Here is a 7,528-nt window from a genome sequence, read left to right on the forward strand (position 1 = left end):
CCCGACTTCACCGGGGCGAGCGATCCGCGCCGGCCGGGCCCGCCGGGACTCCGCCGCGTCCATCGAGAACAGGACACCCTGCCCCCGGGACCGGACGACTCTGGCGGGGGACGGCGCCCAGCCGCTACGGTCTGGACCAGCCACGCGTCCGGCCGATCGGCCGCGCCCCGTCCTGGCCATTCCCGGGAGTCGTCATCAGCACCCGATCCACCGTCAGTGCCGTTCCGGTCGACGCCGCTTCGGCGGCCGGGACGCCCGACGCGCTCACCCTGACCGACCTGCTCGACGACCGGGCCGCCCGGCACCCCGACCGGCCCGCGCTGATCGCCCCCGGCCGCCCGGCACTCGACTACCGGACGTGGCGGGAGCGGGCGGTGCGCGCCGCCCACGGGCTCGCCCGGGCGGGCGTCGGGCCGGGCGAGCGGGTGCTGCTGCTCTTCCCCAACCGGTCCTGGGACGCCTACGCGGTGGCCTTCCTGGCCACGCACTACGCGGGTGCGGCGGCCGTCGTCGTCCGCGAGGACCTGAGCGCCGAGGACACCGCGCGGCTGGCCGGCGACAGCGGGGTGGTCCTCGCGGTCGCCGCCTCCGCCGACGACGAGCGGGCCGTCGCGGCCGACGTCCGCTGCCTGCCGCTGGCCGGGCTGGAGGCCGACGGCAACGCCGATGGCGACGGCAACGGCAGCGGCAGCGGCGACGGCACACAGGAACCGCCGCACCGCCCGGCCCCCGGCGACCTCGCCCAGGTCATCGGCACCTCCGGCACCACCGGCGCGCCCAAGGGCGTGACTGCCGCCCACGCCAGCCTGACGGCCGGTCAGCGGCTCGCCCCGCGCCCGCGCCCCTACGCCCACTCCGCGCACGCCGTGCACGCCTTCCCGATCGGCACCAACGCGGCCCAGGTGGTGCTGGTCAACGCGCTGGTCGCAGCGCCCGCCACGATCTGCCTGCCGCGCTTCGACGCCGAGGAGTTCGGGCGGACCGTCGCCGAGTACCGCGCCGGCACGGTCTTCCTGGTGCCCTCGATGGCGGTGGAACTGCTCAACTCCGGTGCGGTCGGGCGGCACGACCTGAGCAGCGTCCTGCTGATCAGCTCCTCCGCCGCCGCCCTGCCCGCCCCCGTCGCCGCCGCCCTGCGCGCAGCCCTGCCGACCGCGACCCTGGTCAACACCTACACCTCCGCCGAGGCGTCGCCCGCCCAGATATCCGCCGTCGTCGACGCCCGCCGGCCCGGCTCGGTCGGCCGCCCCGCCAACCCGGCCGACCTGCGGCTGCTCGACGAAAACGGGCAGCCGGTCGCGACGGGCACCGTCGGCGAGGTCTGGCTGCGCCAGCCGGGACCCCCGCGCGGCTACACGGCCGGCGCGCGGGCCACGGCCGCCGTCTTCCGGGACGGCTGGGTGCGGATGGGAGATCTCGGCCGGCTCGACGCCGACGGCTACCTCCACCTGGTCGACCGCGAGAGCGACATCATCAAGTCCGGCGCCCTCAAGGTCTCCACGCTGCGCATCGAGGACGTCCTGCACGCCCACCCGCAGGTCGCCGACGCGGCCGCACTCGGCCTCCCGCACCCCGTCATGGGCGCCGTGCCGGTGGCCGCCGTCGTGCCCGCCGCCGACGGCCTGGACCTCGACGAACTGCGGCTCTTCCTCGCCGCCCGCCTCGGCCGGGCCGAACTGCCGGTCCGGATCCTGCTCACCGACCGGCTGCCCCGCAACCCCAGCGGCAAGGTCGTCAAGCACGAACTGCGGGCCCGTTTCGACACCCCCGCCGAGGCACCGGCCGGCACCCCGCCCAGCACCGGCACCGAACGCGCCCTCGCCGCCGTCTGGCGCAAGGTGCTCGGCCGGCCGGTCGCGGCCGTCGAGGACGAGTTCTTCGCGCTCGGCGGCGACTCCTTCCGCGCCGTCCAGCTCGCCGCCGCCGTCTCCGCCGAGTTCGGTGTCACCGCGAGCACCGCCCTGGTCTTCGAACGTCCCTCGCTGCGCGCCCAGGCCGCCTGGCTCGCCACCGCGCCCAGGACCGCCGAAACCGCGCCCCCGGTGCGGGACTCCGAACTCTCCCCGTTCCTGTGCGACCTGCGGGCCCAGCCGCACGACATCCCGCTCACCTCCCAGCAGGAGAACTTCCTGCGCTGGACCGCCGAGGCCGAGGGCCGCAACGTCGGCGCGGTCGCCGTGATGTTCCGCGTCACCGAGGCGCTGGACCCGGGCCTGCTGACCGAGGCCCTGTACGAGGCGGTGCGCCGCCACCCCGCGCTGCGCACCCGCTTCGTGCCCGTGCCCGGCGCCCTGCCGGGCGTCCGGCGCGCCGTCCTCGACCCCGAACCCCAGGTGGAGGCCGTCCTGGTCGACGCCCCGGGCGAGAGCGACGAGGAGGTGTCGGCCCGGCTGATCGCCGTCCGGGACCGGCTCACCGACGTCGGCGAGGGCCCGATGACCGCCCTCGCCGTGGTCAGCCGGGGCGCCGACGACCACGCGGTGCTCCTCGCCGTCCACCACATCGTCGGCGACGGCTGGTCGGTCGGTGTGCTGCTGCGCGACCTCGGCGTCATCTACTCGGCCCTGCGCCGAGGCCGGCCGGCGCCGCCGCCCCGGCCGATGCCGACGCTCGGCGAGCTGGTCTCCCGCTCCAACGCCAACTGGCCGGTCGCCCGGGCCCACTTCGCCCGTACCCTGGCCGGCGCGCCGGAGGCGGTGCACCCCTTCCCGGGCCGCGCCGACACCGAGACGGTGCTCAGCGCCGCCCACCGGCTCACCGTCACCGCCGACCGGGCCGCCGCCCTCCGCGCCCGGGCCGCCGAGGCCGGGGCGACGGCCTTCCAGGCCCTCGCCACCGTCTGGCTCGGCCTGCTCGCGGAGCGCAGCGGCCAGGACGACCTGGTCCTGATGACCCCCGTCCCCGGCCGCACCACGCCCGAGGCCGAGCAGGCCGTCGGCTGCTTCGTCCAGTCCCTCCTGCTGCGGGTCGACGCCTCCGGCGCGCCCGGCTTCGCCGAACTCCTCGCCCGGGTCCGCGACACCGCCACCGCGGCCCTGGACCACCAGCTCTACCCCTTCGCGGAGTTCAGCCCGCTGGTCCCGTTCGCCGCCTGGCTCCGTTACGAGAGCTGGAACGCCCCCGCCCAGCTCCCCGGCCTCGCCTGCACCGCCTGGGAGGTGCCGCGCGGCGCCACCGTCCCCTACCCCCTCCCCGGCGGCGACCGGCACGTGCCCGAACTCGCCGCCACCGAGCAGCCCGACGGCTCCCTGGTCTGCTGGCTCCGCTACAACGAGCACGCCTTCACCCCGGCCGCCGTCGAATCGCTCGCCACCGCCCTGGAGGCCCGCATCGTCGAGGCCGCCGGCGGCTGAGCCCGCGTGATTGTCGGTGGGCGGTGCCATGATCCCCACGAGCGAGCTGAGGAGAGCACTGTGGGTACCTGGGACATCGGCCATTTCGACAACGACACCGCGGCGGACTTCTGCGGCGGCCTGGACGAGGCTGCCGCGAGTGAACGGGAAGGGCTGGTCCGCCGTGCGCTGACGCTGGCCGCCGACACGGTGGCCGAGGACTACCTCGACTGCGACGAGGCGGTGAAGGCGCTGGCCGCCGCCGCCCTCGTCGCGTCCCAGTGCCCCGACGGGGCGCCGGTCACCACCGCCTACGGGCCCGACGAGCCCCTTCCGGTGTTCGCGGCCGACCTGCGGCCGCTCGCCGTGGCGGCCCTGGACCGGGTGGTCGCCGAGGAGTCCGAGCTCGCCGAGCTCTGGGACGAGACCGAGGACGGACCGGCCTGGCGCCGCGCCGTCCAGGAGCTCCGCGACGTCCTCGCACCGGCAGGCGGACCGGCCCCGGAGGCGCTGTTCGAGCTCACCTGAGCGGTCCCTCACCTGAGCGGACCCGGAGCGGTCCCTGATCGGTGCTCAGGCCGCCGGCCCCGCGGCATCGGCGGCCTCGAACCGGGCATGCAGCGCGGCGGCGCCGCCCTCGGCGAGCCAGTCGCCGAGGCTGCGCAGCCCGGGGTGGATCACCCGCAGGGCCTCGATGTCGACCCGCCAGCGATGGCCCTCGGCCCACTGCCGGCGGACCTCGGCGAGTCCGGGGTGCAGCGCGGCGGCCTCGTCGTGGCCGAGCTGCTCGTAGCGCAGCGCCCGCCCGGTCGCGGCGGCGATCGCGGCGACGGCCTCGACCGGGGTCGGGGCGTCACCGGCCAGCTCCAGCGTCCGGCCGGTGAACCGCTCCGGCTGCTCGAAGGCCAGCGCGGCGAACTCGGCGATGTCCTCGGGGGCGATGATCTGGAGGGGCTCGTCCGGCGGGAAGAGGTGCCGGTGGACCCCGTCCGTGAACCCGTCGAGGCCGACTCCGGCCACCCCGAGGTAGTTCGTCATGAACCGCACCGGCCGCAGGACCGTCACCCGCTCGATCCGCTCGCGCAGGTACTGCTCGGTGCGGCGCTTCCCGGGGGCCGCGAACGCCGCGCCGGTGGTCGGGGCGACGCCGGTGAACACCACCTGGCGCACACCCGCCGCCTCGGCCGCGTCGGCCAGTGCCCGGCCGCGGGCGAAGTCCAGCTCCTCGTCGATGCCCGCCGGGCCGTAGGCCACCGGCGGCACGGCGAACAGCGCGCCGGCACCGGCCAGGGCCGGGCCGAGGCTCGCCGGGTCGTCCAGGTCCGCGACGGCCAGCTCGGCCCCGGCCGCCGCGAGTGCCACGGCGGCGGGCGCCGAGGCGTCCCGCACCAGCGCCCGCACCGGGCGTCCGGCGCCCAGCAGCCGACGGGCCGTCGCCCCGCCCTGGGTCCCGGTGGCGCCGGTCACGGCGACGAGGCTCCAGGCGGTGTCATCGGTTTCGGTGGTCATGTCGTCCTCCCTCGCCCCGGTCTGTGCTTCACCCCGGGGATCTGGGATACTCCAACCCGTTTGACTCCGGGGGCACAAGGGGTTTCGTGACATGACGACGGCGATCGGCACGGGCGACCGGAGCGACGCCCGCCGCAACCGGGCCAGGGTGCTGGCAGCAGCGGGCGAGGCCTTCGCCGAGCGGGGGCTCGATGTCCCGCTCGGCGAGATCGCCCGCCGGGCGGGCGTCGGCGCCGGCACGGTGTACCGGCACTTCCCGACCAAGCAGGCTCTCGTCGAGGCGGTGTTCGCCCAGCAGTTGGGCGAGCTGGTCGCCTCCGGCGAGCGCCGGACGGCCCGGTCCGCGCCCACCGAGGCCTTCTTCGGGTTCCTCCTGGAGATGGTCGACACCACGCGAAGCCGCGCGACCGCCTGCGACGCGCTGGCCGCCGACGTGAGCTGGCCGCGCCCGGTGCTGACCGCGACGGTGGCGCGGTTGCACCAGCTCCTGGAGACGCTGCTGCGGGCCGCGCAGCGGGACGGCGGCGTCCGGCCGGAGATCGGCCCCGACGACGTGGTGGCCCTCACCGTGGGGTGCGCCGCGATGCTGAGGGTCCGCCACGACCGCGCGGCCGGACTCCGGCTCGCCCGGCTGACCCTGGACGGCCTCCGCCCCTCCGACCAGGCTGTCACTGTCACGGAAGGCCGCTCGTTCCGTGACAGCGACGGCCGGGGCACGCGCCACGCCCCCGCCCCGGCCTGCGAGGAGTGCGGAGCCGCCCTCACCGTCCGCCCCACCGGCCGCCCGGCCCGCTACTGCGGCACCACCTGCCGCCAGCGCGCCCACCGCCGCCGCCCCGCCCCCTGAGCCTCTCGGGCCCTGGTCAGGGGATGTACGTGCGCGAGCAGGTGGGGGACGGCGTGGCCGACCCCGGTCCGCCGGTGACCGTGGGCGCCGGGCTGCTCGGATCGCCGCACGGACGCGGCTCGTACCCGGGACCGGTGAAGGACACCCGACGCACGTCGTAGGACGCCTGCTCGTACCAGCCGTGGAAGTACACCGTCAGCTCGGTGGTCCCCGGCCCGGTACCCACCCGCACCGACAGATCGTTCCAACCGCCCTGCCCCGACCAGGTCGAGGCGTTCTCACCGGCCGCCCCCGTGACGCCGACGAAGGCGAACGGACCGCGCACCGTGGCGGACAGCAGATAGCTGGAGTCCGGCAGGACCCGCACCCGCTGGGAACACCGCGCGGTGCTGTCGGCGGTCGGATAGCCCGACACATAGTGGTCGTGCGGGATGCTGCTGCGCCGGACGTCCCCGTCGCAGGTCCAGATCCACGGGTACGAGTCGAACGCCCCGTTGAGGACCAGCTCGACCCTCGGCAGCGGATCCGCCGCACCGGCGGCGAACCCGACACCGGAAGCCGCCGCCACAAGCGCGGCGACCGCGAGCCCGACAGAAGGCCCGCCACGTCCACGTCCGCGGCCGGGTCGGTGATGAACGATCGCACGCATGCCGTCTCCAGGTGGGGGAGTACCGATAGGGGCAGCGGTGCGAGGGAGTGGACCACACCCTGGTGGACCCGGCCCACCGCAGTCAAGGCCGACGACACGGGCATCGACGCTCAGGCACGCAGTGGCTGACGGCCTGACGGTGCTCGGTCTTGTGGCCGTAGGCCATCTTCCTCAGCCGCTTGCGCTCGGCGGTTGTCGGGGATATCCGGCGGGCTACAGCAACTGGCATGGATCGAGGGCCAATCGGGAGAAGTAGATCACGGCAGGCCCGTAGCCTGCCGTGTCCGCTCTCCGCCCTCGGGCGATAGCTACTCCGGCCGTACCGCGAGACGCCGCCGGTGGTACGAGAAGGTGACGGCGCCGAGCAGTGGCCCCCAGGCGGCCAGGGGCAGGTAGAGGAACCCGACGATGACGTGGCCGAGTGCGGTCATGTCGGGGTGGGGGACGGCCCACCAGGCGACGAACGGCGTCCACAGGACGGTCAGAGCGATGGCGCCGAAGCCGGCCGGGACGACCACCGCAATGGGGTGGACCTGGCGGCCTCCGAGCAGGGGGATCCAGCGAGGGAGTACCTCGCCCCAGGGCCGGACGAGGCCGATTGTGAGCAGTGCGAGTGCCTCGCCGGCCACACTGAGGCCGACCACGTACACCGCGCCCCAGCCCGTGAAGCCCATCGCCGCATAGCCGGCGTCGTTGTAGCCGACCGGGTAGCCTGCCGCCAGCAGGAGGCGCCAGATCCCGGTCGGCAGGGTGACGAGCGCGGCGACATGGGCGGCCCGGATTGCCCAGCGGGGCGGGGGCGGAACGGCGGGATCGAGCGGAGCGGTCGTCATGTGCACCATCCTGTCGGCGTGCCGCCGTCACAACGTCGGTTCCGGGGATGATCTTCCAGACGGGCCCAGGATGAAGATCGGCACCTCCCTCTCACCCGCAAGGGGGAGCGCACTCGTTCTGCTCCACCCCGCCGCCCTCTGAACCTGACGAGACGGCACACACAACAACAGCTGCCGCGTCAACCCCGAAGGACTTCGGCAGCCGAGCACTAAGTACCGACAAGTGGTGCTGGAGGTTTGCGTCGGCGTCTTGAGCGGGTTGTCACGGCGTTCGAGGCCGGATTCGTGGATCGGTCCGATGACCAGGAACAGTCCGTGGATATGGTGGAAGGACTGGCTGATCTCGGGAGTGCCGATA

General features: G+C 75.1%; 6 protein-coding genes. 3 read left to right on the forward strand and 3 right to left on the reverse strand.

Translation table 11 applies throughout. The annotated features are described in order from the left end of the window. Positions 1–278 precede the first annotated feature (278 nt). Together SM793_RS20355 and SM793_RS20360 are read left to right on the forward strand one after the other, a co-directional pair. Positions 279–3,353 carry an AMP-binding protein gene (locus SM793_RS20355; RefSeq protein ID WP_320439663.1) on the forward strand — a complete coding sequence of 1,025 codons (3,075 nt, stop codon included), beginning with the start codon at positions 279–281 and terminating at the stop codon, positions 3,351–3,353. 60 nt (positions 3,354–3,413) lie between these two features. Then, positions 3,414–3,860: a DUF4259 domain-containing protein gene (locus SM793_RS20360; RefSeq protein WP_320439657.1), complete on the forward strand. Its 447-nt coding sequence runs from the start codon at positions 3,414–3,416 to the stop codon at positions 3,858–3,860. 45 nt (positions 3,861–3,905) lie between these two features. On the opposite strand, the gene SM793_RS20365 is transcribed toward SM793_RS20360, so the two are convergent. After that, the gene (locus SM793_RS20365) at positions 3,906–4,841 is read right to left on the reverse strand and encodes an NmrA family NAD(P)-binding protein (protein WP_320439658.1); all 936 of its coding nucleotides are present in this window, start codon (positions 4,839–4,841) and stop codon (positions 3,906–3,908) included. 91 nt (positions 4,842–4,932) lie between these two features. On the opposite strand from SM793_RS20365, the gene SM793_RS20370 reads away from it, so the two are divergent. Further along, positions 4,933–5,688: a helix-turn-helix domain-containing protein gene (locus tag SM793_RS20370; RefSeq protein ID WP_320439659.1), complete on the forward strand. Its 756-nt coding sequence runs from the start codon at positions 4,933–4,935 to the stop codon at positions 5,686–5,688. Between the two features lie 16 nt (positions 5,689–5,704). Here the strand turns inward: SM793_RS20370 and SM793_RS20375 are convergent, their stop codons facing one another. Together SM793_RS20375 and SM793_RS20380 are read right to left on the reverse strand one after the other, a co-directional pair. Then, the gene (locus SM793_RS20375; protein WP_320439660.1) at positions 5,705–6,256 is read right to left on the reverse strand and encodes a hypothetical protein; all 552 of its coding nucleotides are present in this window, start codon (positions 6,254–6,256) and stop codon (positions 5,705–5,707) included. Between the two features lie 389 nt (positions 6,257–6,645). Beyond that, the gene (locus SM793_RS20380) at positions 6,646–7,179 is read right to left on the reverse strand and encodes a hypothetical protein (RefSeq protein ID WP_320439661.1); all 534 of its coding nucleotides are present in this window, start codon (positions 7,177–7,179) and stop codon (positions 6,646–6,648) included. Between the last annotated feature and the right edge of the window lie 349 nt (positions 7,180–7,528).

The organism is Kitasatospora purpeofusca, assembly GCF_034043715.1.
Classification (GTDB): domain Bacteria; phylum Actinomycetota; class Actinomycetes; order Streptomycetales; family Streptomycetaceae; genus Kitasatospora; species Kitasatospora purpeofusca_A.

Coding starts and splice junctions, on each gene's coding strand:
- SM793_RS20365 (WP_320439658.1), bottom strand. CDS start 4,841: ATGACCACCGAAACCGATGACACCGCCTGGAGCCTCGTCGCCGTGACC.
- SM793_RS20370 (WP_320439659.1), top strand. CDS start 4,933: ATGACGACGGCGATCGGCACGGGCGACCGGAGCGACGCCCGCCGCAAC.
- SM793_RS20380 (WP_320439661.1), bottom strand. CDS start 7,179: ATGGTGCACATGACGACCGCTCCGCTCGATCCCGCCGTTCCGCCCCCG.